Source organism: Virgisporangium ochraceum (assembly GCF_016863655.1).
GTDB classification, from domain to species: domain Bacteria; phylum Actinomycetota; class Actinomycetes; order Mycobacteriales; family Micromonosporaceae; genus Virgisporangium; species Virgisporangium ochraceum.
This window is the reverse complement of the sequence record NZ_BOPH01000117.1, coordinates 16,255-38,130: the sequence shown is the minus strand read 5'-3', so window position 1 is coordinate 38,130 and position 21,876 is coordinate 16,255. Positions and strand designations below refer to the sequence as shown.

Annotated in this window: 18 protein-coding genes and 1 pseudogene; 6 read left to right on the top strand and 13 right to left on the bottom strand. The window is 73.6% G+C overall.

Annotation, left to right across the window (positions count from 1 at the left end):
- Positions 1 to 279 precede the first annotated feature (279 nt).
- Positions 280 to 951, bottom strand: a complete 672-nt coding sequence (locus tag Voc01_RS42210) for a nucleotidyltransferase family protein (RefSeq protein ID WP_203933350.1) — start codon at positions 949 to 951, stop codon at positions 280 to 282.
- 219 nt (positions 952 to 1,170) lie between these two features.
- Here Voc01_RS42210 and Voc01_RS42205 point away from each other — a divergent pair, with 219 nt between their 5' ends.
- Positions 1,171 to 1,413 (top strand): hypothetical protein, encoded by a 243-nt coding sequence (locus Voc01_RS42205; RefSeq protein WP_203933349.1) that lies wholly within the window; start codon positions 1,171 to 1,173, stop codon positions 1,411 to 1,413.
- Here the strand turns inward: Voc01_RS42205 and Voc01_RS42200 are convergent.
- From Voc01_RS42200 to Voc01_RS42175, 6 genes and pseudogenes are all read right to left on the bottom strand, one after another.
- Positions 1,383 to 2,804: a phenylacetate--CoA ligase family protein gene (locus Voc01_RS42200; protein WP_203933348.1), complete on the bottom strand. Its 1,422-nt coding sequence runs from the start codon at positions 2,802 to 2,804 to the stop codon at positions 1,383 to 1,385. The two genes, Voc01_RS42205 and Voc01_RS42200, sit on opposite strands and share 31 nt — an antisense overlap.
- Positions 2,801 to 5,815 carry an AfsR/SARP family transcriptional regulator gene (locus Voc01_RS42195; RefSeq protein ID WP_203933347.1) on the bottom strand — a complete coding sequence of 1,005 codons (3,015 nt, stop codon included), beginning with the start codon at positions 5,813 to 5,815 and terminating at the stop codon, positions 2,801 to 2,803. Before Voc01_RS42195 ends, Voc01_RS42200 begins: the two co-directional genes overlap by 4 nt.
- A gap of 158 nt (positions 5,816 to 5,973) precedes the next feature.
- Positions 5,974 to 6,318, bottom strand: a pseudogene (locus Voc01_RS42190) (PRC-barrel domain-containing protein); the annotation flags it as partial.
- Positions 6,319 to 6,340: 22 nt separating this feature from the next.
- Entirely contained in the window at positions 6,341 to 7,750 is a 1,410-nt protein-coding gene (locus Voc01_RS42185) for a serine/threonine-protein kinase (RefSeq protein ID WP_203933345.1), read from the bottom strand.
- 155 nt (positions 7,751 to 7,905) lie between these two features.
- Positions 7,906 to 8,958, bottom strand: coding sequence for a hypothetical protein (locus tag Voc01_RS42180; protein ID WP_203933344.1), 1,053 nt, complete (start codon positions 8,956 to 8,958; stop codon positions 7,906 to 7,908).
- A 143-nt stretch (positions 8,959 to 9,101) separates the two neighbouring features.
- Complete coding sequence (locus tag Voc01_RS42175; protein WP_203933343.1) at positions 9,102 to 10,214, bottom strand: hypothetical protein; 1,113 nt, start codon at positions 10,212 to 10,214, stop codon at positions 9,102 to 9,104.
- Between the two features lie 245 nt (positions 10,215 to 10,459).
- Here Voc01_RS42175 and Voc01_RS42170 point away from each other — a divergent pair, with 245 nt between their 5' ends.
- Positions 10,460 to 11,878: a PepSY-associated TM helix domain-containing protein gene (locus Voc01_RS42170; protein WP_203933342.1), complete on the top strand. Its 1,419-nt coding sequence runs from the start codon at positions 10,460 to 10,462 to the stop codon at positions 11,876 to 11,878.
- Positions 11,875 to 12,453 carry an O-methyltransferase gene (locus Voc01_RS42165; RefSeq protein ID WP_203933341.1) on the top strand — a complete coding sequence of 193 codons (579 nt, stop codon included), beginning with the start codon at positions 11,875 to 11,877 and terminating at the stop codon, positions 12,451 to 12,453. Before Voc01_RS42170 ends, Voc01_RS42165 begins: the two co-directional genes overlap by 4 nt.
- Here Voc01_RS42165 and Voc01_RS42160 read toward each other — a convergent pair.
- The gene (locus Voc01_RS42160; protein ID WP_203933340.1) at positions 12,441 to 13,628 is read right to left on the bottom strand and encodes a glycoside hydrolase family 16 protein; all 1,188 of its coding nucleotides are present in this window, start codon (positions 13,626 to 13,628) and stop codon (positions 12,441 to 12,443) included. The two genes, Voc01_RS42165 and Voc01_RS42160, sit on opposite strands and share 13 nt — an antisense overlap.
- 86 nt (positions 13,629 to 13,714) lie before the next feature.
- Between Voc01_RS42160 and Voc01_RS42155 the strand changes: the two genes are divergently transcribed.
- Positions 13,715 to 14,656, top strand: coding sequence for a CE1 family esterase (locus Voc01_RS42155; protein WP_203933339.1), 942 nt, complete (start codon positions 13,715 to 13,717; stop codon positions 14,654 to 14,656).
- Here Voc01_RS42155 and Voc01_RS42150 read toward each other — a convergent pair.
- The 5 genes from Voc01_RS42150 to Voc01_RS42130 all read right to left on the bottom strand — a co-directional run bounded on the left by Voc01_RS42150 (position 14,653) and on the right by Voc01_RS42130 (position 20,257).
- Positions 14,653 to 15,444: a glucose 1-dehydrogenase gene (locus Voc01_RS42150; protein WP_203933353.1), complete on the bottom strand. Its 792-nt coding sequence runs from the start codon at positions 15,442 to 15,444 to the stop codon at positions 14,653 to 14,655. The two genes, Voc01_RS42155 and Voc01_RS42150, sit on opposite strands and share 4 nt — an antisense overlap.
- A 170-nt stretch (positions 15,445 to 15,614) precedes the next feature.
- Positions 15,615 to 16,175, bottom strand: coding sequence for a hemerythrin domain-containing protein (locus Voc01_RS42145; RefSeq protein ID WP_203933338.1), 561 nt, complete (start codon positions 16,173 to 16,175; stop codon positions 15,615 to 15,617).
- 64 nt (positions 16,176 to 16,239) lie between these two features.
- A complete protein-coding gene (locus Voc01_RS42140) occupies positions 16,240 to 16,698 on the bottom strand; it encodes a hypothetical protein (protein WP_203933337.1) in 459 nt (152 codons plus the stop codon).
- A gap of 3 nt (positions 16,699 to 16,701) precedes the next feature.
- The gene (locus tag Voc01_RS42135; protein ID WP_203933336.1) at positions 16,702 to 18,981 is read right to left on the bottom strand and encodes a molybdopterin oxidoreductase family protein; all 2,280 of its coding nucleotides are present in this window, start codon (positions 18,979 to 18,981) and stop codon (positions 16,702 to 16,704) included.
- Positions 18,974 to 20,257: a cytochrome P450 gene (locus Voc01_RS42130; RefSeq protein WP_203933335.1), complete on the bottom strand. Its 1,284-nt coding sequence runs from the start codon at positions 20,255 to 20,257 to the stop codon at positions 18,974 to 18,976. Before Voc01_RS42130 ends, Voc01_RS42135 begins: the two co-directional genes overlap by 8 nt.
- An 81-nt stretch (positions 20,258 to 20,338) precedes the next feature.
- Between Voc01_RS42130 and Voc01_RS42125 the strand changes: the two genes are divergently transcribed.
- Together Voc01_RS42125 and Voc01_RS42120 are read left to right on the top strand one after the other, a co-directional pair.
- Positions 20,339 to 20,734: a hypothetical protein gene (locus Voc01_RS42125; protein WP_239160888.1), complete on the top strand. Its 396-nt coding sequence runs from the start codon at positions 20,339 to 20,341 to the stop codon at positions 20,732 to 20,734.
- 81 nt (positions 20,735 to 20,815) lie between these two features.
- Complete coding sequence (locus Voc01_RS42120; protein WP_203933333.1) at positions 20,816 to 21,493, top strand: DUF6766 family protein; 678 nt, start codon at positions 20,816 to 20,818, stop codon at positions 21,491 to 21,493.
- Positions 21,494 to 21,876: the final 383 nt, after the last annotated feature.

The following is a 21,876-nucleotide window of genomic DNA, read 5'->3' as shown; positions in this document are numbered from 1 at the left end:
CGACGATCGAGGCGACCGGCACAGACCTGGTGGGCAGACTGCGATGACGGCCAGTGGCGGCGGGGCCGCTCACGGTCGCGCCGTGGTCGAGGCGCGCGCCGTGGGTCGAGGCGCGCGCCGATCTTGCAATTGTGGCCGCCTCCATTTGCGGAAATGTCATGTTTTGAGGGAGGCCACAACTGCAAGATCGGCGGTGCGGTGGGCGTCGTGGACGGTGGCGACGTGTGTCGGTGAATGCGTTGCGCCACACGGCATCCCGGGAACCTGACCAAGCACGGCCTAGCCGTCGGGAGCCTGCGCGCGGTAGCCGTCGAACAGCGGGCCGCCGGCCGGTCGGAGGACCCGTTCGGCGAACGGCGCCGGGTCGTCGCGGGCGGCCAGCCAGTCGGCGGCCAGGGACGGGTCGAGCTCGCGCAGCTCCCGCAGCAGCCACTTGCCGTGGCTGAGCCACCGGCCTGCGAAGGCGAGCGCGGCGCGGGCGCTCTCGACCCAGAGCGCGGTCGCGATCACCACACGTTCGCCGGGGTCGACGGCGTGGGTCAGGTCGTCGAGAGCGTCGGTCAGGCTGTACCGGAGCCAGTCGCGCTCGGCGTCGGTGAGCGGCGGCGGACCGTCGGCGAGGACGCGGGCGCACCGGGCCGGCAGGTCGCCCGGGTCACCGAGCAGGGTGACGCCCTGCGCGAGCATCCGGTGGGTGCTGGGCTTGCGCGCGGCCAGCTCCCGTTCCAGGTAGCGGGCCAGCTGGTGCGGGGTGTGCACGAACAGCTCGGTCGGCCAGCCGCGGAACCGCAGGCTCTCCCGGTATCCGGCATCGTGGTCCTGGAGGACCACGATGTCGAGATCGGAGCCGGGAGTGCGGTGCGGCCCGAGCACGCTGCCCGTGAGGATCGCCCACGTCGCGTGGGGAAAGCGTTCGTGGACGAGCGCGGTGGCGGCGGCCAGAGGGTCCATCCGGACATGCTGCCGTAGGTCGGCCCGGGGTGGCGAGCCGGATCTCGTACGCGAGCACGGCGGCCCCGGCCGGCTTGCTGCGACACCGCGGCGGTACGCCGGACCGCCGCATCGTCGCGGCTCGACCCGGCGGCCGTGCCGGCGCTTCATCACAAATATGTATCCGACTCGGCAATTCGGGCGACGACGGCAGCGGCACCCGTCGACACGATGGGTGCCATGACGACAACCTCCACCATCAGCCGGGGCCCGGCGGTCACCGCCGCCGTCGCCGGCCCGCTGTTCCTCGTCGCCTCCTTCGCCTCGCCGCCCGACGGTCCCGACGTCGCCACCGCCACGTCGGCACAGATCCGGGCCTGGGCCGTGGGCCAGGACAGCGCCCTGCACGTCGGCGCGCGGTGGATCGGCTGGGCCGGCGTGGCCGGCCGCCGTCAGGCCGTGTCGTCGGCCGGACGGGTGTAGCGGTGCTTGACCCCGACCGGGAAGTACTCCGGGTCGTCGGCGGGGCGCAGGACCACGCGCGGGGTCTGCTGGGCCGCCGGTACGTAGTGGGCGTACTCGCTGTTGACCCGCAGCAGCGCGGCCCGGATCGCCGTGGCCACCGTGGCCGCGCGGTCCGGGCCGGCCGTCGCTCCCGGTGCCAGTTCGACGACGACCGACAGGTGCCGGTTCTCGTCGGCGTCGGACACCACCTGCAGGACGAAGCGACCGGTGGTCCAGGCGCTGACCTCCGGCCCCTCCAGCGCCACGGTGACGTTCTCCGGGTACACGTTGGCACCGAAGTACGACACCGTGAACAGGGAACGGCCGAAGACGTGGACGAACGGCAGGTCGACGGCCCGGTGCGGCGCCGGCGGAACCGGGTCGAAACCGTGGTCGCGGCAGAACGCCAGCATGTCCACATAGGACGTCAGGCCGCCCTCGTCGGCGAGGTGGTAGCGCAGCAGGGGAACCCCGCCGTCGCTGGTGAACAGCAGCGTGCCGGCGTGGGTCTCGAAGTAGCGGTCGGCCGGGTCGTACTGGACCAGCGTGGGCAGGCGGCTGTCGCCGAACAGTTCGCGGGCGGCGGCCGGGGTGTCGGCCAGGAACCGGCGGATCGCGACGCTCGTCGGCGTCTCGTTGCCGAGCACGCCGGCGTCGGCGGTGCCGTACAGCGACACGGAGTCGGCGACCGGCTCGGTCATCCCGGCGCGGGCGGCCATCAGGTCACGCCACTGCTCGCTGAACACCTCACCGGCGAGGAGCAGCTTGACGCGGTACGGCGACCAGTCGACGCCGCGCGCCACGCCCGCGTCGACCACGTTCTTCACGAACGGCGGGTACCCGGCGAGGACCGTCTGGTCGAAGTGACCGCCGAGCGCCGCCACCACCCGCAGGATCTCGTCGACGTTGTTGCCCGGCGTGGCGACGGTGACCGGGTGGCCCGCGTCGGCCAGGTGCCGGCACGCGGCCGCCGTGTACATGCCGCCGACCCAGCTGCCCAGCGCGAAGCAGACCACCACGAGCGTGCGCCGCTCACCGCCGCGGAAACCGTCGACGATCGCCTGCCCGAACCGCCGCGCCACGACCAGTTCGTCCACAGTGGACCGGGGCCAGACGGTCGGCTCGCCCGACGAGCCCGACGACACCGCGACCGTGTGGGCCGCGGCCGACAGGTCGCCGCCCCGGGTGCGGTCGGGCAGCGGGTACCGGCGCACGTAGTTGTCCTTTGTGGACAGTGGAACCGCCGACAGGTCGGTGACCGACCCCGGGTCGACGTCGTGCGCGGCCAGGAAGGCGCGGTAGGCGGGCACGGTGCGCGCGGCGTCGTGGAACAGGCGCAGCGCCGCGTCGGCACCGGGTTCGCTCGTCATGCCGGTGAGCCTACGGCGCCCGCCTCGGCCTCGACGGCATCCAGCGTCGCCCGCGCCGCGGCGCTGAGCACGACCGCGCGGGCCCGGTCGGCGAACTCCAGCGCCCGCTGGGCGTGGTCGCGGGCGCCGTCGAGGTCACCGAGTGCGAGCAGGGCCGTGGCGAGGCCCTGCCGCGGGTCGGTGCGCCAGGTGCTCTGGCTGCCGACGGCGATGGCGAGCCGGAAATGCTCGGCCGCCTCCTGCGGACGGCCGCCGCGGACCAGGACCGTACCCAGAGCCGTGCGCACGGTCGCGATCAGCTGCGGGTTGCCGCACAGCTCGGCCAGTTCGAGCGCCCGCGTCACGCACGCCAGCGCGTCGGCGGACCGGCCGGCCTCGGAGTGGACCATCGCGAGCGTCCGCAGCACCACCGCCTCCGACCGCGGCGCGTCCAGCTCCCGCAGGATGCCGGCGGCCTCCTCGGCCAGGGCGCGGCCCAGGTCGGCGCGCCCGCGCTGGCACTCGATGTCGGCCAGCGTGCCGAGCACCTGCGCCTGCGCCTCCCGCTCGCCGCTGCGCCGGTACATCTCCAACGCGGTCCGTTTCAACGCGGCCGCCTCGTCGAAGCGGCCGAGCAGCGTCAGCGTCGCGCCGAGGTTGGTCAGCAGCGCCGGCCGCATCCGCTCGTAGCCCTGCTGCAGCGCCACGCCCCGGCCGAGGTGGTACTCCGCCGCGACCAGCTCCAGCTGCGTGGCGAGCACCGCGCCGTAGTTGCCGTGGATGGTGATCTGGGCGTCGAGCCAGCCCACCGACTCGGCCAGGCGCAGCGACTCCTGGAGATGCGTCCCCATCGAGGGGTGGTCGCCGCTCTCCATGGAGATCTCGGCGAGACACAGGTGCGCGATCACCGCGCCGTGGCGCTCGCCGGCCCGGTCGGCGGCCGACAGCGCCGCGGCGGCCGCGGCCCGCGCCTGGGTCAGGTCGAGCCGGGACGGGAAGAACCCGCGCAGCGCGTCGATCAGGCGCCACGAGTACTCGGCGAACTCGCCGGCGGCGGCCCGGACGACGGCCGCGACCAGGTTCGCGTACTCGTCGTTGAGCCAGGCCGACGCGGTGACCCGGTCGGGGAGGGCGGCCGGGGTCGAGTCCTTGTCCGGCAGCCGCAGGCGGCCCGGGTACAGCGACCGCACGGCGGCGTCGGCGTGCGTCAGGTAGTGGTCGAGCAGCCGGCGCAGCGCACCGGCGCGGTCGCCGGGACCGGCCTCGGCCTGCGCGGTCTCCTCGGCGTACGCCCGGAGCAGGTCGTGCATGGAGTACCGCCCGTCGCGGCGGCGCACCAGGTGCGCGGCGACCAGCAGGTCGAGCAGGTCCGTCGCGGCGTCGACCGGCAGGTCGGCGGCCGCGGCGGTCGACGCCGTCGCGAAGTCGACCGTCGGCAGCGTGCCCAGGAGCCGGAACATCGCCCGCGCCGGCGGCGGCGCCGACAGGTACGAGTCGCGGAAGATCGCGCGGAGGCTGCCGGGCCCGTCGTCCAGGTCCAATATGGACAGTGCGTCGCCCGACCGCAGCCGCGCCACATACGACGCGAGCGACCGGTCGGGAGCGGCGGCCACCTGGGCCGCGGCGATCCGCAGCGCCAGCGGCAGGTGCGAACACAGGCCGGCCAGCTCCACGGCGACCGCGTGCTCGCGGTCGACCCGCCCGGCGCCGATCACGGCGCGCAGGAGGTCGACCGCCTCGCCACCGGCGAGCGCGTCGAGGCGCAGCTCCCGGGCACCCTCGCGGGCCACGAGGCCGGCCAGGTCGTTGCGGCTGGTCACCACGACCACCGACCGGCCGGCGGGCAGCAACGGGCGGACCTGCGCGGCGCTGGCGGCGTTGTCGAGCAGGATCAGCACCCGGCGACGCGCCAGCACCGACCGGTAGAGGCCGGCCGCCTCGTCGGGGTCGGCCGGCACCCGGTCACGGTCGACGCCGAGCGCACCGAGGAAGCGGCGCAGCACGCTGTCGGCGTCAACGGCGCCGCCGACGCTCCAGCCCCGCAGGTCGGCGTACAACTGGCCGTCGGGGAAGTCGTCGGTCAGCCCGTGGCAGCAGCTCAGCGCCAACGCCGTCTTGCCGACCCCGCCCGCCCCGACGATCACCACCGCCGTGCGGCGGTCCGGATTGCGCACCCACGCCGTGAGCGTCGCCGACTCGGCGGTGCGGCCGGCGAAGCAGCCCGGCGGTGGCGGCAGCTGCGCGGGAACCAGCGCCGGCGGTGCCGGTGCGGCCGGCGACGCGGCCCGCCGGAACGCGATCGCGTCGTAGACGCTCTGGGTCTCCGGACCGGGCCGCATCCCGAACCCGTCGTCGAGGTGCCGGCGCAGGGCGTGGAACGCGGTGAGCGCGTCGGCCGGCCGACCGGCGAGGTCGAGACAGCGCATGTAGTGGATCGTCAATCGCTCGTGCGCCGGGTTCGCCTGCACCAGCGCGGCCAGCTCGTCGAGGATCTGGTGGTACCGGCCGAGGCCGAGCTCGATGTCCATGCGCAGTTCCGAGGCGGTGAGCCAGAGATCGGCCAGCCGCACCCGCGCCGGGGCCAGCGCCGGACAGTCCAGGCCCGCCAGCGCCTCGCCCTGCCACCACCCCAGGGCCTCGCGCAGCTCGCGAGCGGCGCTCTGCGGGTCCCGGTCCCGGATCGACCGCGCGGCCGCGACCTTCGACGCGAACGCCGAGGCGTCGACGGCCTCCGCCGGAAGATCCAGCAGGTAGCCGGACTCGACCGTGCGCACGACGGCACCGGGACATCCGGCCGCGACCAGATCACGCCGCAGCCGGCTGACCAGGTCCTGCACCTGCCGGCGGGCCGTGACCGGCGGATCGAGGGGCCACACCACGTCGATGAGCCGGTCGACGGTGACCACGTGCCCGACGTCCAGCGCCAACGCGGCCAGCAGCCGGAGCTGGCGCGGCCCGTGCAGGGGCACGGTGGCCGGCCCCTTCCGAACCGTCACCGCCCCCAGCAACACGACCGACAGCCCGTGCTCCATGGCTGAGCACCCTACCGAGGACGGAACGAGGACGAGGCGAGAGCGGGGCGGGAGAAACTGTCGCCCTTGCCATCACCGGGGGGAACGCATGCAGATGTATCCGTGGATCTGAACGGGGGCGGGGTTCGGCGCGTCGCGCGCCGAACCCCGGGCATGCGTCACCAGAGGCCGCGGGGCATGGGCCGGCCGGGCGGCACGTAGCCGGGACCCCAGAACGGCGGGTAGCCGTAGTGACCGTAGACGCTCTCGTAGTAGTCGATCGGCGGCGCCTCGACCAGGTCGGGGTCGTAACTCGGTGCCTCGGCGACCTTGGCGGCCGTCTGGTCGACGCGGACCTCGTCGTCCACGTCGACGACCGCCTCGACCGGCACGAACGAGACGGTCGCGCCGATGCCGAGCAGCCCGCCGCTCTCCACGCTGACGAAGCGGACCTTCTTCTCGGCCAGGTCGACGAGCAGGTCCTTCACCGTGCCGAGCTCGGCGCCGTCGGGGTCGCGCACCGTACGTCCGCGAAGCGGCGCGGGATCAGGCGCGGGCGGCCCGGTCGACGCGGTCGAGCCTGGTCCACAGGTCGTTGGCGTAGGCCCGGTCCAGGCTTCCCTCCGCCGCGCGGGCCCGGACCTTCTGCTGCAGCTCGGCCACGCGACGACCCACGTCGTCGGGTGACGCGGTGTGCAGCTGGCGCAGCAGGTTGATCAGGTCGACGGCGACGTCGTCGCGGATCTCCCCGGTCGCCTGGCCGGCCTCGACCACGGAGATCACGCCGTCGACGGCCTCGGTCAGGCCGATCGCCGGCTCGGTCGAGGCCGTCGACGGTGGCGGCGGCGACACCGTGGCCGGTGTCGAGGCCGGGGGACCGGTGGGGGCATCCGCGGGCGGGTCGGTCGGCGTCGGGCCGGCGGCGGGGGTGGCGGTCGTCGGGGCGGGTCCGGCCCGGTCGGGCGTGGTCCTCGGGCCGCCGCCGCCGTGGGACCACGACACCAGCCCGACCGCCGCGCCGGCCGCCACCAGCAGCAACGCGGCGATCGCGACCCGGACGGCCGCGACGGGGCGGCGGACCGCCACCCCGCCCGCGAGGGTCGGGGCCGGCACGGGCCGCAGCGCGGACAGCCGCTCGTGGACCTCCGACGCCGCCGGGCGCAGCCACGGGTCGTCGGACAGGCACCGGCCGATCAGGTCGCGGAACGAGGCCGGCAGCTCGTCGGGCAGCCGGTCGGGGGCGGTCGCGCGGGCGGCGGCGAACCGGTCCCAGGCCCGGGCCTCGGCGAACTCCTCCCAGGTGTCGACCGGGTACGGCGGCTCGCCGTAGACCATCTCGAACAGCACCGTGCCGAGGGCGTACACGTCGGTGGCCGGCTCGGCGGGCGTCCCGTTGAGCCGTTCCGGCGCGACGTACGCGGGCGTGCCGAAGGTCGCGCCGGTCTCGTCGTCGTCGGGCGTGCCGGCGGCGGCGCTGATGCCGAAGTCGAGGACCTTCGAGCCGGTGGACGTCAGCATGATGTTGCCCGGCTTGATGTCGCGGTGCACCACGTTCGAGGCGTGCGCCATCGCCAGGGCCGAGGCGACCTCGGCGCCGATCCGCACGGCGTCCTGCCACGCCAGCCTGCCCCGGGTGAGGCGGGCAGCGAGCGACTCGCCGTCGAGCAGCTCCATCACCACGAACGGCACGACGGTGCCGTCGGGACGCTGCTCCTCGCCGTAGTCGTGCACGGCGGCGATGTGCGGGTGGGACAGGCGGGCCGTGGTACGGGCCTCGATCCACGCCTCGTGCCAGATCTCCGCGGTGCGCGGCCGCGGCAGCTTCAGCGCGACGGCGCGGCCGAGCAGCTCGTCGTCTGCCCGCCAGATCTCCGCCATGCCGCCGGTGGCGAGCTTCTGCCTCAGGCGGTACCGCAGGGACAGGAGGCTACCCCTGGCCGGCCACTGATCGCCCACTCCGGAACCTTCCGTCGCGCCCACCTGTCCGTCACAGGTCTGTTACCCATCGAAAACCGTGTACGTCGACGGTATGCCGCTGATCGATGATAACGAAACGGTGCGTCGATGGGTGGGCGCGTCGGTGTACGGATGGCGGGGCCGCGCGGTTCCCGTCAGCCGCAGGTCCAGCGGACGGCCTGCGTGGCGCCGGCGGCGTCGGCGACCTGCCCGCCGATCACCCCGCCGTCCTCGCTGAGCGTCCTGACCAGCGTCTCCGCGCGCGCGGCCTCGCCGGGTGCGGGAACCGCGAGCGGGACCCGGCCGTCGGGCGACACCAGCGCGAGCGCGTCGCCGGCGCGCCCGGCGAACCAGCCGCGGCTGTTCGGGACGCCGACGCCCACCTGCTCGGTGAGCAGCGTGGTGGCGCCCGAGGCCACGTCGAGGGTCGCGGGGGGACCGTCGGCGGCGTTCAGCCGGCCGGCGATGACCCCGTTGGTGATCGACCCGGGCAGCAGCTTGGCCTGGTTGACGCCGTTGGGCACCGTGGGCAGCCGGGTGGGCGCGCCGTCGGCCTTCCACACCAGCCCGAACTGGGGCTCGATCGGGTAGTACAGCAGGCCGGCGATCGTGCCGTCGGCATCGACGTCGACCGCGTCGCCGGTGCCCATGTCGGTCTTCAGGTCGGTGGACTCCGTCTGCCCGGCCGGCCAGACGACCGGTTTGTGCTGGTTGTCCGGTCCGCGGCCGCCGACCACAGTGCCCTGCTCGCCGATGGCACGGGCCGTGGCGCCCTCAGGCGCCGTGAGCTCGGTGAACGTGCCGTTCCTGAACAGGTAGGCGTGGTTGACCCCGGCCTCGTCGACGCTGTTGCCGATCGCGTCGCCGGAGCTGTTGACGTCGTCGAGCGAGCCGTGGGCGCCCGGCATCCGGGCCTGGGTGACGAGGTCGCCGTCGCGCCAGACGAGCACGGTCTCGACGCCCGCCGCGTCGGTGGACCGGCCGACGAGGAACCGGCCGGTGCGGTCGCCGCCGCTGACGAAGCTGGACACCGCCCCGTCGGGCAGCGGCAACCGCTGGACCTCACACGACTCCGGAAGCGCCGCCGGCTGCGTGACCGGCGAGCCGGGGGTCGGCGACTCGGGCTCGCGCAGCGAGTCCCACGCGTAGGCGACCGCGCTGAACGTGAGCACCACGGCGACGACCGCGGCGGCGGCGGCGAACACCATCCGCCGACGCCGCCTGCTGACACGCCGATTGTCATGCCTGACGTCACTCATGGTTACCACAACCCGCGTGTCGATGATCGGGCGACGCCCACCAGGCTCGTACCCCGTGCCTAGCGCGCCGGTGCAACGTTCAGGTCACGATGCTACCGGCAGTACCAGCGCAGGGCCCGGGTCTTGCCCTGCTCGTCGGTGTACTGACCACCGACGACGAGCCCGTCGTCACTCAGCGTCTTGATCTGCGTCTGCGCGCTCGCCGCGTTGGCGCCCATCGGCAGCGCGAGCGCCGTGCGGCCGTTCGGGGTGACCACGGCGAGACCGTTCGCGGTGCGCCCGGCGAACGAGCCCTCGCGGTTCACCGCGCCCTTGCCGACCTTCTCCTTGATGACCGTGGTGACGCCGCTCTTGATGTTGTACGTCGCCGGCAGCCCCTCCTCGTTGCCCAGGCGGCCGGTGACGATGCCGTTCGCGATCGACGTGGGCCAGAGGATGTGCTCGTTGGCGCCCTCGCGCACCGTGGGCAGCCGCACCGACGTGCCGTCGGGCCGCCACATGAACCCGAAGTACGCCTCGGCCGGGTAGAACAGCAGGCCGACGATCGTGCCGTCGGTGTCGATGGCGATGGCGCCACCGTGACCGATGATCGACTTCAGGTCGGTGGGCTTGTTCTTCCCCGCCGCCCACACGACGGCCTGCGGGTTCTCCTCGTACGGCTTGCGCCACCCCACGACCGTGCCCTGGTCGTTGATCGCCAGCGCGGCGGTGCCCTGCACCCCGCCGGTGAGCTGGGTGAACTTCCCACCCCGCAGCACGTGGGCCTGCTTGACGCCGTTCGCGTCGAGGCTGCTGGCGACCGCGTCGCCGGCGGCGTTGACGCCGGTGAGCGCGCCCTTCGCGCCGGGCACCTTCACCGTGGTGACGAGGTCACCGTCGCGCCAGATGAGCGAGGTCTCGGCGCCCGCCGCGTCGGTGGACCGGCCCAGCAGGAACCGGCCGCTGCGGTCGCCACCGCTGACGATGCTCGACACGGAGTCCTTCGGCACCGGAAGCCGCTGCGCGGCGCATGAACCGGGAGCCGGAGCCTTGGCCGGGACGGCCGCGCCGGCCGGGGTCTCGCTGGGGATGAACTGTCCGTACGCCGCGCGGGCCGCGAGCACCTCGACGGCCACCACGGCCCCGGTCGCGTACAGCGTCCGCCGGGTGAACCCTCCGGAGCGGCGGCCTTCCGGCAGGGTGCCGTTCTGTTCGTTGTCAGCCATCGCCAATTCCCCCTAGATCGATGATCAATCGGCATATGGGTACGGATCACCCGGTGCGCCCGTAATCCCCACCAGACAATTGCGCACGCCGGACGCGGAGACAATCGTCTGTCTGGTTTAAGCGATCATCCACCATGGGTGCAACCGAACGTGTTCATCGGTGGAAGTCGATGGAACTTTTCCGGTGCGCCACACGACCAATGTCCCGACGTCCGTGATCGAAAAGTCCGGAAAGAGGGAATGACATGGTCGAAGACCGGTCGGTGGGTCCGCTGCTGCTGCGGCTGCACTTCTACGCCGGCGTCCTCGTCGCACCGTTCCTCGTGGTGGCGGCGCTCACCGGGCTGGCCTTCGTCCTGACGCCGCAGCTCGACGCGCTCGTCTACGACCGCGAGCTGTCCACCGACGGCAGCGGACCGCGGGCACCGGTGTCGGAGCAGGTCGCCGCCGCCGTGGCCGCGCATCCCGACGGGTCGGTCGCCTCGGTGGTGCTGCCGGCGGGTGACGACCTGAACACGCGGGTCGTGTTCACCGTCGCCGACCTGGGCGAGAGCCAGCGGACCGTCTACGTCGACCCCTACACCGCCGAGGTGCGCGGGTCGCTGGTCACCTACTACGGGTCGACGCCGCTGCAGACGTGGCTCGACGTTCTCCACCGCGACCTGCATCTCGGCGCGGTCGGCGAACATTACTCCGAGGTGGCCGCGAGCTGGCTGTGGGTGGTCGCGCTCGGCGGCGTGGTGCTGTGGCTGCGGCGCCAGCGCGGTCGTCGGGGCAGGGTCCGGGGGACGCTGCTGCCGGACCTCACCGCCCGCCCGGGTGTGCGCCGCACCCGCGGCTGGCACGGGGCGGTCGGGATCTGGCTGGCCGTCGGGCTGCTGGTGCTGTCCGCGACCGGTCTCACGTGGTCGCGGTACGCCGGCGCGAACTTCGGCGCGGCACTCGACGGTCTCGACGGGCGCGCGCCGGTCGTGTCGACCGGCGCCGCCGGTTCTGCCGGCACGGGCGCTGCCGCCGACGGTGGGCATCACGGCGGCGCCGGCGAGGCGGCGGCCGTCGACCCATCGGTGATCGACGCTGTGGTGGCGACCGCGCGCGGCGCCGGGCTCGATGGGACCGTCGTGGTGACGCTCCCCGCGCGGCCCGGGACCGCGTGGGTGGTGACACAGGACGACAACACGTGGCCGGTCGCGTACGACTCGGTGGCCGTCGACGCCACCGGCACGGCGGTGACCGACCGGGTGGCGTTCGCCGGGTGGCCGGTGCTGGCGAAGCTGTCGAAGCTCGGGATCATGGCGCACATGGGTCACCTGTTCGGCTGGCTCAACCAGGTGCTGCTCGCCGCGCTCTCGATCGGGCTGCTGTGCGTCGTCACCTGGGGCTACCGGATGTGGTGGCAGCGCCGGCCGACCCGCACCGACCGGTCGCGGCCGGTGGGCGCTCCGCCGGCCCGTGCGGCGTGGCAACGGCTCCCATCGTGGGCGATAGTGGTCGGCGTGCCGGTGACCGTGGCGGTGGGATGGGCGTTGCCGATGCTCGGCGTCACCCTGGTGGCGTTCCTCGCGGTCGACCTCGTCGTCGGCGCGGTGGGTCGGCGGCGGGCCGCGCGGATCGCGCCCGTCTCGCCGGCGCCGGCCGGCGTTCGCGAACGGGCGTCGCGGTGACGCCCGACCGGGTCGCCGCGGCGACCGTCGCCGCCCGCGGTGCCGGGTTCACCATGTCCTGCGAGCCCGACACCGGAACGCTGCTGGCGGTGCTCGCCGCCGCGGTACCGGCCGGTGGCCGGATCCTGGAGCTGGGCACCGGTGCGGGCGTCGGCACCGCGTGGATCGTCCACGGTCTCGGCGGCCGCACCGACGTCGAGGTCGTCACCGTCGACAACGACCCGCGCGTCGCCGGGGTCGCCGCGCGGCTCGCCTGGCCGCCGCACGTGCGGCTCGTCGTTGGCGACGCCGTCGAGGTGACCGCGGGGGAGGGCTCGTTCGACCTCGTGTTCGCCGACGCGCAGGGCGGCAAGTGGACCGGTCTCGACGTCACCATCGCGGCCCTGCGGCCCGGCGGTCACCTCCTGGTCGACGACATGACCCCGCCGTTCTACGCCGACGACCACCACGAACGGAAGACGGCCGAGGTGCGCGCCGCGCTGCTCGGCCACCCGGAGCTGGTCAGCGTCGCGCTGGCGTGGTCGACCGGGCTGGTCCTCAGCACCCGGCACCGTGGGGCGGGTCAGGGCGTGTAACGCACCCAGTCGACCTCGGTGACGACCTTGTCGGGCGTGCTCGCGTTCGCCGCCGGCACACCGTCCTTCGGGCCGGCCATCACCTGGATCACCAGGTGCATCGGCGTGGTGGGGACCACCATGCCGGCGCGCGTCGCCGAGTCGAAGAGCAGCTGCTCGTCCACGAACATCTTGAGCGACCCGGGCCGCCACTCCACCCGGTAGACGTGCCACTGCGTGAAGTCGCCGGCGAGCGTCGCCTCCGCCTTCGCGCCGGCGGTGCCCCACATGACCAGTGACCGCACGGACTTCCGGTCGGGGTCGTTCACGGCGGCGAACGTGGCGAAGCCGTCGGACGCCTTGTCGGACTCGGGCCACAGCATCAGTCCCGGGCCGTACCCGGAGCCGGCGTCGAACCGGGCGCGCACCGTCCACACGCCCGAGGTCCGGTTGCCGCCGGGCCCGCACCAGCACACCCCGCCGGCGACGTTGCCGCTGCCGGTGGGGTTGCGGCCGGTTCCGGTGATGCGCAGGATCCCGTCCTGGACGGTCACCGCGTCGCGGGACCAGACGCTGCCGTTGGGTGACGTCGAGCCGTAGATGCCCCACTTCGGCTCGCTGAGGGAGGTGCCGTCGAACTCGTCGCCCGGCACCTCCGGCGACGGGCTCGGCGACGGGGTGGACGGGGCACCGGCGTCCTGCGCCGCCGCGGTCGCGGACGGGTTCGCGGTGGGCGCGGCCCCGTCGTCGCCGCCGAGGACCCGCCAGGCCACCACGGACCCGGCGACGAGGATCAGCACCACGAGGGCACCCGCGACGATCGGCACCCACCGGCGCCGGGGCGGCGACGGCGGAAACCGGGGCGGCGGCGGCACGGGCGACGGCGACGGGTACGCGGCCGGCGCGTGAACCGCCGGGTGAGCCGGCGGGAACGGCTGCGGCGGGTACACGCCCGGCGGTGGGGCGGCGTGCGGGGGAGCGGCCTGGGCGGGGTACGCCTGCGGCGGGGCGGCCTGCGCCGGGTAGCCCGGCGCCGGGCCGTGCGGTGGCTGGGCCTGCGGATCCCAGGGTGCCGGCGGGGCCTGCTGCGGCTGGGCCTGCGGGGCCCAGGGCGCCGGCGGGGCGGCCTGCTGCCAGGGAAGGGGCGGCGGGGCGCCACCACCCTGTGGGCCGTGCGTCGGCGTGTTGTCGTCCATCGGCGCTCCCCCGTTCCACTGCGCGTCCGCGGGCGACAGCCTACGTCAGGCGTGAACAGGGCTCGCATCGCTTGTATGGTGACCGGGTGGCTCCGGGGCGCGGGACGTCGGCGAAGGAGTGGGTCGCGGCCTGGGTGGCGGCGGCGGTGCTCGTCGCGGCGGTCGTGGTCGCGATCGTCTGGATGGGGCGCGACGACGGGCCGGCCGCGTCACGGCCGACCGGGGGCAACGACACGCTGGCGGTCGGCGACCGGCCGGTGAGCGTCCATCTGCCGCCGGCCTACGACGGGCAGACGGACCTGCCGCTGGTGGTCCTCCTGCACGGCTACACCGCGAGCGGCGACCTGCAGGAGCGGTACTTCCGCCTGACACCGGAGTCCGACCGACGCGGGTTCATCTACGTCCACCCCGACGGCACGGTCGACACGCAGAAGAACCGGTTCTGGAACGCGACCGACGCCTGCTGCGATCTGTACGGCGCGGGCGTGGACGACTCGGCGTACCTGCGCGAGGTCATCGACACGGTCCGGGCGCGGTACCGCGTCGACGCGGGACGGATCTACCTGATCGGCCACTCGAACGGCGCGTTCATGTCGTTCCGGATGGCGTGCGACCACGCCGGCACGGTCACCGCGATCGCCACCCTCAACGGGGCGACCTGGAACGACATCACCCGGTGCCGGGCCGCGTTCCCGGTGAGCGTCCTGGCGATACACAGCACCGCCGACAAGACGATCGCGTTCGCCGGCGGGAACCTCGCGCAGCGGCTGTACCCGTCGGCCGAGCGCACGGCCGCCGACTGGGTGCGGCTCAACGGATGCGACGGTCCGGGCGTCGACGCGCCCGCGATCGACGTCATCGAGGATCTGCCCGGTGCGGAGACCACCGTGCGCGACGCGGCGACCACCTGCCGCGACGGCACGATGGTCCGCACCTGGACGATCCAGAACGGCATCCACACGCCGAACCTCAACGCGGCGTTCACTCCGGCCGTGCTCGACTTCCTGCTGTCGAAGCGGAAGCCTTAGAGGATCGGCTTGCCGCCGGTCACCGGGACGACCGCGCCCGAGATGTAGCTGGCCTCGTCGGAGGCGAGCAGGACGTACACGGGCGCCACCTCCTTCGGCTCACCCGCCCGTCCCAGCGGCGTGTTCTTCCCGAACTCCTCGACCTGCTCCGGCGGCATCGTCGACGGGATCAACGGCGTCCAGATGGGACCCGGCGCGACCGCGTTGACCCGGATGCCGCGCTCGCCGAGCATCTGCGCCAGGCCGGCGGTGAAGTTCGCGATGGCGCCCTTCGTGGTCGCGTAGGGCAGCAGGGTCGGCTTGGGTTGATCCGTGTTGATCGAGCTGGTGTTGATGATCGACGCGCCCGCGCCGAGGTGCGGCAGCGCGGCCTTCACGATGCGGAACATCGCGGTGATGTTGACATCGAACGTGTGCTGCCACTCGTCGTCGGTGATCTCCTCGACGGTCTCGTGGGTCATCTGGTAGGCGGCGTTGTTGACGAGCACGTCGATGCCGCCGAGCTCGGCGACCGCGGTGTCGACGAGGGCGCGGCAGTTCGCCGCGTCGCGCAGGTCGCCGGCGACGAGCACCGCCCGGCGTCCGGCCTCCTCGACGTGCTTCGCGGTGTCGCGGGCGTCGTCGTGCTCGTTCAGGTAGGAGATGACCACGTCGGCGCCCTCGCGGGCGAACGCGATCGCCGTGGCGCGCCCGATCCCGCTGTCGGCGCCGGTGATCACGGCCCGGCGACCGGTGAGGCGTCCGCTGCCGCGGTAGGAGTCCTCGCCGTGGTCGGGCTTGCGGCGCATCGCCGCGGTGGTGCCCGGTGGGCGCTGCTGCGGCTCCTCGGCCTGCTTGTCCTCGGACACGGTGCACTCCTCACGTTCGTGGGTCGTGGAGCTGCCGCCGACCCGCAGGCCCAGCGGGTCGGCGGCACCTCCGCTGCGCTACCCCGGAATCGGCCGGTGTAACGCGTCGGTCAGCCGGTCGTGCGACCGGTCAGCTTGTCGTGCAGGCGGTCGACCAGGCCGACGCCGGGGCCGACGAGCTTGTGGAACAGCTCGCTGTTGGGCGCGCCCGGGTGCGGCCGGGTCGGCGCGAGCTTCTTCGCGGTCTCGACCTTGCGCGCCAGCTCCACCAGCTCGTCGTGCGGGATCCGCTGGCGCAGCTCGGGGAACTGGTCGCCCTCCTCGTCCTGGACGTGGTCGGCGAGCAGCTCCTCCAGGCGGTCGAGGTCGCCGGCGAACTCCGCGCTGGAGACGTCGGCCGACTCCAGCCGCTTCAGGGTCTTCTCGATGTCCTTGTGTTCCTCGACGTCGTGCTCGACGGACTTCTCGCCGTCGGGCAGGTACTTGCGCATGGCCGGATAGACGTACATCTCCTCGGCCACGGCGTGCCGCACGAGCTCGCTGATCATCATGTCGGTGATGTCGCGGCGCACCGTCGGGTCGGTGGCGGCGCGGATCTCGCCGATGAGGCCGGTGACGTCGCGGTGGTCGGCGGTCAGCACGTCGACGACGTCGAGATCGGTGGCGGTCATGGACACTCCTTCGGATCGCGTGTGCGGATCGACGGGACCTACCCGGTGTACGGCCGGCCAACCGTCATTCCGCGACCACCAACGCCTGCGGCGCGGCCTGCTTCATCCGGGTGCGCAGCCACCGCAGCTGCCCGGCCGCGTGCTTCTCCCCGCCGGTCACCGTGTCGAGGAGATCCTTGTCGCGGGCGCCGGCGGCGGCCTGCCCGACGACCGTCCAGCAGATGTCGCACTCGGCGGCCATCAGGTACAGGTCGTGCAGGTCGCGCAGCAGGCCCAGACCACCGGACCGGGTGCCGCGGAACAGGTCGGAGTGCAGGCGTTCGGGTTCGTCGGGCGCGTCCTCGGAGTAGCGGTCGGCGAACGGACGCAGCCGCCCGGCGTCGCCCTCGCACTCCTCGGCGAGCCGCTGGCAGGTGATGGCGACGTCGGGCTCGTCGCCGTGCGCGTCGGCGATCTCGCGGAACGCGCGGGCTAGCTCGGTCTGTGACCGGTGCAGCAGGCCGAGGTAGTGGGCGAGGTGCACGGGTCAGCCCTCCTTCGCCGGAGCGACGGCGGCGACGGAGACGGCGGTCACCTTGAAGATCGGCTGTTTGGAGACCGGGTCCCACGCGGTGACGGTGAGCTCGTTGGCCGCGTGCCGTCCATAGTGGAACGGGACGAACACGGTGCCCCGCCGGATGCCGGTGAGCCGGGCGCGCACCCGCACCGTCCCGCGCGGCGAGGTGACCGCGACGAGGTCGCCGTCGCCGATGCCGTGCTCCGACGCGTCGGACGGGTGCAGCTCGACCCACGCGTCGGGCGCGGCGGCGACGAGCTCCGGTGCGCGGCCGGTCTTCGTGCGGGTGTGGAACTGGTACACGGTGCGGCCGGTGGTGAGCATCAGCGGGTACTCGTCGTCGGGGACCTCGGGCGAGGGGTGGTAGTCGGCGGCGTGCAGGAAGGCCCGCCGCTCCGGCCGGGTCGCCAGGTACTCCTCCACGCTGTGCTCCGCGCCCGTGGCGAGGTCCTGCCCGTACGTCTCGCAGAAATCGGGGTCGGTGTTGAAGCGGGCGTCGGTGTAGAGGCGCTCGCCGCCCCATTGGATGCCGCTCGGCCCGCGCAGCCGTTCGTAGGTGATCCCGGTGTAGTCGCACGGGCGGCCGGCCGCGCACCGCTTCCACGCCTCGAACGCCTCCTCGGGCGTGCGCCACGGGATCAGCGGTCCGCCGTCGCGGTCGCGGAAGTCCATGCGGCGGGCGTAGTCGAGGAAGATGTCGAGGTCGGCGCGGGCCTGGCCCGGCGGATCGACCGCCTTCTCGCTCAGGTGCACGGTGCGGTCGGCGTTGGTGAACGTGCCGGTCTTCTCTCCCCACGTCGCGGCGGGCAGCACGACGTCGGCGAACCGCGCGGTCTCGGTCAGGAAGATGTCCTGCACCACGACGAACAGGTCCGGCCGCGACAGGATGCGCCGGATCCGGGCGAGGTCCGGCAGCGACACCGCCGGGTTCGTCGCGGAGATCCACAGTAGACGGATGGAGCCCTGCTCGGCGTAGCGCCAGATCTGCATCGCGTGGGTCGGCGGCGCCCAGTCGGGGATCACCAGCGGGTCGACGTTCCAGATCCGCGCCAGGTCCTCGATGTGCGCGCGGTTGCTCCAGTTGCGCAGCCCGGGCAGGTCGCCGTCGGCGCCGGTCTCGCGGGTGTTCTGCGCGGTCGGCTGGCCGTTCATCTGCAGCACGCCCGCGCCGGGCCGGCCGATCATCGCGCGGAGCAGGTGCAGGTTGTTGACCGCGCACGCCGCCGCGGTCGCCTGGTTCGACTGGTAGAACCCCTGCAGCACGGTCGACAGCAGCCGTTGCGAGGTGCCCAGGAGTTCGGCGGCCCGCGTCACGTCGGCGGCTTTCACGTCGCAGAGGTCGGCGACGCGGTCGACCGGGTAGGCGTCGACGACCGCGCACAGGTCGTCGAAGCCGCGGGTGTGCGCGGCCACGAAGCTCCCGTCGACCCAGCCGCGGTGCACGATCTCGCGCAGCAGCCCGTTCACCAGGGCCAGGTTCGTTCCGGGACGCACGGCCAGGTGCACGTCGGCCTCACGGGCCACCGGCGTGGGACGCGGGTCGACGGCCAGCATCGCCGGCGGGTCCGCGCCGTGGCGGCGGTCGAGCATGCGCATCCACAGCACGGTCTGCGTCTCGGCGACATTGTGCCCCCACAACGCGATCGCGTCGCAGTGGTCGACGTCGGTGTACGAGCCGGGCTGCCCGTCGGTGCCGAACGTCGCCTTCAACGCGGCCGCGGAGGTGGCGGTGCACAGCCGGGTGTTGCCGTCCATGTGCGGCGTGCCGATGCCGGCCTTGCCGATGACGCCGAGCGTGTAGTAGTCCTCGAGGAACAGCTGACCGGACGTGTAGAACCCGAACCGCCCCCAGCCACCGGGCCCGTCGAGCAGCTCACGCGAGCGGGTGACGACGCGGTCCATCGCGGTGTCCCAGTCGGACTCCACCAGCCGGTCACCGTCGCGGACCAGGGGCCGCGTCAGCCGGTCGGCGCTGTTGTTGGCCTGCCAGCCGTACAGGTCCTTCGGGTCGAGCCGGCCGCGGTTGACCCGGTCGTCGGGCCGGCCACGCACGCCGACGATCCGTCCATTGTGGACGGCGATGTCCATCGCGTCGCCGTTGGAGTGCAGGATCGACGCGGTCGGCACCCACCTGTCCACATCGGACTCGCTGAGACCGTCGGCGAGGTGCAGGTCCACGCGCGACGGCCACTCCTCACCCGGTGCGTACGGGGTGCGCTCGCCCCACGGGTCGGCGATGCGGTCAGCCATGCCACACCATCCTCAGGCTCGTGTGGTCGAGCGTGCCCGGCAGCGGCGGCCGGAGCGGGTCGACCGCGCGCAGGTCCGGAAACCGTCGCAGCACCGCGGAGACCACCGTGCTCACGGTCAGCAGCACCACGTCGCGGCCGGGGCACACGGCCGGGCCGGCGCTGAACGGGAACACCGACCTCCGCGGATGGACGTCGGCGCCGGTCCACTCCTCCGGCACGAACTCGTCGGCGTGCGGGGTGGCGGTCGGGTCGCGGTGGTGGAACGCGCTGGGAATGACGAACGTGGTGCCGCGCCGCAGGAGCGTGCCGCCCCAGTCGGTGTCGCGGGTGCTCTCCCGGAGCACGACGAGCGTCGTCGGCCACAGCCGAACGGTGTCGAGCACGCAGGCCCGCACGTACGGCAGCAGGGGCCCGGCGTCGGCGGCGGCCCGCGCGCGGCGGGCCGGGTCGGAGCCCAGCAGCGCGAGCGCCCGGAACGCGGTGATGCCGGCCGCGTCGAACGCGAACAGCCAGTGCGGTACCTGCCCGGCCGGGTCGGACGCCGGATCGCGGGGGAGTGCGCCCGCGAGACTCTCCGGATCCGCGCGGGCCACGTAACCGTCGACGCGGTTCTGGAACCGGGCCCGGCGGCGCTCGTCGCGGGGGCGCAGGTAGGCCCAGTTCGCCGCGCTCCGGAGGTGGTTCAGCTCCGAGGTCAGGTCGGTGTCGCCGCGGGCCGCGTCGCCCAGGACGACGCGCCGGATGATCCGGTCGAACGTCGGGGCGAAGCACGGCCAGTCGAGGGCGTCGCCGTCGAGGGCGGCGACCTCGTCGCGGATCTTCGTCACGATCGCGTCGGCGGCGTGGTGCATCGCCCGTCCGGCGTCGAGGGCGCGCTCGTTCGCCGCCCGGCGCACGGCACGGGCCGGGCCGCGCGACGCGAGCACGCCGTGCGGCTGGAAGTGGCGCAGCGCCGCCACCTTCTCGGTGGTGGCCGGTGCGAACGGGTCCGGCGAACCGGTCAGCAGCCGCTCGGCGTCGGCGGCGTCGAGAACGACGGCCACCGACCGGCCCGGCACCGCCAGCCGCAGCGGCCCCGACCCGTGGCGGTAGCGCAACCGGTGCAGGAGTTCGGCACCGCGCCGGTCGAGGTCGAAGCGCTGCGCGAGCCGCACGATCCGCGGCCGGCGCCGGATGACCCCCTGTGCCAGCATCGGCACCAGGACACCGATCGCGCACCGCAGCGTGTCGACCACCCCGATCCGGACCGCCGCCGATCTGACCCTGGTGACCATGGGCCACCCCTACCCAGCCGCGGCGGTGACACACCACCGACCGCGCTGCGTGATCCGGAGACCGGTGGCAGGATGCGACGTATGCGCACCGTGACCGTGGTCGTGGCCGTCTGCCTCGTCCTCGCGGGCTGCGGGTCCTTGTCGGAGCGGGAATCGGCCGCTGTGCGGGTCACCGAGGCCTTTCTGACGGCGGTGACCGACGGTGACGGCGCCGCTGCGTGCGGCGCCCTGACCCCCGACGCCGTGACCCGGCTGGAGGACACCTCCGGCGAGCCCTGCGCCGACGCCGTGCTCGACGAGGACCTGCCCGCACCGGCGCCGGCGACCGACACCGACGTCTACGGCCAGTGGGCCCGGGTCCGGCTGGGACCACAGGCCGTCTTCCTCGCGATGTTCCCCGGTGGCTGGCGCATCGACGCGGCCGGCTGCGAGCCGCGCGGCGAGCGCCCCTACGACTGCGCGGTGGACGGAGGCTGACATGCGTGCCCTGTTCGTGCTGTGCCTGACCGTCGTCGGCGCCGGGCTGACCTACGCGATCGTGATCGGGCTGATGCACCGATGACGCGGCGGTTCCTGCGGGAGAACTCGCTCGGGCTGGTCTTCGGGCTGCTGTTCCTGTTCACCCTGCTCGGCCAGGCGGTGGCGGGCCACGCGGTGTTCAACGACCAGCAGGTGGCCGACGGCCTCGGGCCGGTGTCGATGGGTCGCTACCTCACATCGGCCGACTTCATGGTCGACGTGGCCGAGAACTGGCAGTCGGAGTACCTGCAGTTCTTCCTGTTCATCATGCTCACGGTCTGGCTGGTGCAGAAGGGCTCGCCCGAGTCGAAGAAGCTCGACGAGACCGGCCTGGAGTCCGACGAGCGGCAGAAGGTCGGCCCGTACGCGAAGGACGACTCGCCGGCATGGGCGAAGGCCGACGGGCTGCGGCGGGTGCTGCTGTCGAACTCGCTCGGCCTGGTGATGGGCGGGATCTTCGTGCTGTCGTGGCTGGCCCAGTCGGTGGCCGGGGTCAGCGCGTTCAACGAGCGGCAGCTGAGCGAGCGGCAGGAACCGGTGTCGTGGGCCGGGTACCTGGTGGAGCCGGACTTCTGGAACCGCACGCTGCAGAACTGGCAGTCGGAGTTCCTCGCCGTGGCATCGATGGCGGTGCTGTCGATCTACCTGCGCCAACGCGGGTCACCCGAGTCCAAGCCGGTGGGATCGGCCCACACATCGACCGGAGTGGAGGGCTGACCCCACCCTCCCGCCCTCCCGGCTGCGCGCCCACCGCCCCGCCGCGTCCTCCTGCCTGCCGCGTCCTCCTGCCCGCGGGCGGTCTCGTGCTCGCCGATCTTGCAGTTGTGGCCTCCCCTATTTCGCGTGATGTCGGACATATCGGGGGCCACAACTGCAAGATCGGCGCGGAAAGGGGCGCGGGCGGGCGGCGGGTGGGGTGTGGGGCGGCGCGGGTTGGGCGCGGGGGTGAGGGTGCGGGCGGTGGTGCGGGCGGTGGTGCGGGCGGTGGTGCGGGCGGCACGGTTTGGGGGCACGGTTTGGGGGCGCGGTTTGGGGGCGCGGGTGAGGGTGCGGGGGCCGCGGGTTGGAGCGGACCCGCGGCAGTGATCTGAAACTCCGAC